Raw genomic sequence first — 1,770 nt, forward strand, 5'->3', positions numbered from 1 at the left:
GGCGAGAACGGGTCGGGCTCGAACCCCGCGACGGACGCGGTGTCGGCGCCGAGGCCGGGCAGCACCGCGAGGTTCWCGCGGGGCGAGGCGTTGTCGGCGGCGAGCAGGTCGGGCAGCTCATCGGCACGCCCCTCCCGCTGGAGCGCCTTGCGCAGGGCGCGCACGATCCACTTCGGGTGGCTCTCGAGTCGCGCGAGCCGCTCGTCCTCGCCCTTCGCCCCGTCGGCGACCAGGTCCCGCCACGTCTCGGCCGACGAGCGCGACACCGTGCGGAGCACCGCGTTGGCGAAGCCGGCCGCCTTCGGTGCGACTCGCCGGGCGAGGGCGACCTGCTCGTAGACCGCCGCGTGCGTCGGCACCCGGGTCGCCAGGAGCTGGTGCACGCCGAGCCGGAGGACGTCGAGCACGGCGGGATCGACCGCGGTCGTCGGTCGTCCGGCAGCCAGGGCGATCACCTCGTCGTAGTAGCCCTGCATGCGCAGGGTGCCGTAGGTGAGCTCGGTCGCGAACGCGGCATCCGCCCGATCGAGGCGGGCGCGTCGGATGCGGGCGGGCAGCAGCAGGTTGGCGTAGGCCTCGTCCTCGCGGACGGCGGCGAGCACCTCGAACGCCACCAGCCGCGCGGGCGAGATGCGCTCGGCTGCGCCTCCGGCGTCACCGCGTCCGCCCCGTCCGCTGCGTCCGCCGTGGTCGCGTCCACCCCGCTGGGTGCGGCCGCCGTCGCCCCCGCTCATCGCGCCACCACGTCGGCTCGGCCGGATCCCCGCCACCAGTCGGCTGCCGCCATGGCCGTGCGTCCGGCCGGCTGCACCCGGCGCAGCTCGAGTGGGTGGGTCGCCGTGCCGACGAGCAGGCGACGGCCGACGAGCGCGAGTCGCCCGGGCGGGAGCGATTCGTCGTCCGCGGCATCCGCGAGCTCGATGACCTTCACCCGCTGGTCGTCGACGGTCGTCCACGCGCCGGGCTCGGGCGTCACGCCGCGGAATCGGCTGTGCACCGTCGAGGCCGGCGCGGCCCAGTCCAGCCGCGCGTCGTCGATACCGAGCTTCGGTGCGAACGACGCCGCACCGGTCTGCGGCGTCGAGACCGCCGAGCCGTCGGCGATCGCGTCGACGACTTCGGCCAGCAGGTCCGCGCCCTCGACGGCGAGGGCCTCGAGCAGGGACCCGGCCGTGTCGTCGGGGCCGATCGCCCGCGACCGCGTCGCGAACACGTCGCCGGCGTCGAGTTCGGGAACGAGCTGGAACACGGATGCGCCGGTCTCCGCGTCGCCGGCGATGAGCGCATGCTGCACGGGCGCGGCACCACGCCACGCCGGGAGCCGGGAGAAGTGCAGGTTGATCCAGCCGTGCACCGGCGACGACAGCAGTGGCTCGCGCACGAGGCCGCCGTAGGCCACGATCACGCCGAGGTCGGGCTCGAGCTCGCGGAGGCGCTCGGTGGCCGTCGCGTCGAGGCGGGCGGCCTCGATGACGGGGATCCCGAGTCGTTCGGCCGCGACGGCTACCGGTGACGGCGTCATCACGCGCTTGCGTCCCTGCGGAGCCGCAGGCCGGGTGACGACGGCGAGGACGTCGTGCTCGCCCCCGGCGAGCCGTTCGAGCGAGGGAACGGCGGCGGCGGGGGTCCCTGCGAAGACGAGGCGGAGCTTCTGCACACTCCATTGTGGCCGAACCGCCGTGCCGTGCACGCACCACGACGCACGCCGGCCAGGGTGGGCGGTGCCTCTCAGGGCACGTCGGGATCGTCGAACCGCACCCGGAGCACCGG

The 1,770-nt window shown here is 75.2% G+C and carries 2 protein-coding genes; both read right to left on the bottom strand.

What is annotated here, in order from left to right:
• Positions 1–734: transcription antitermination factor NusB (locus AC1DY2_RS19360; protein WP_476763892.1), on the bottom strand; the 734-nt coding region annotated here is incomplete at its 3' end.
• Positions 731–1,657, bottom strand: a complete 927-nt coding sequence (fmt, locus tag AC1DY2_RS19365) for a methionyl-tRNA formyltransferase (protein WP_476763893.1) — start codon at positions 1,655–1,657, stop codon at positions 731–733. The genes AC1DY2_RS19360 and fmt, both read right to left, overlap by 4 nt.
• Between the last annotated feature and the right edge of the window lie 113 nt (positions 1,658–1,770).

It is taken from the genome of Agromyces sp. P1_H4 (assembly GCF_056405255.1).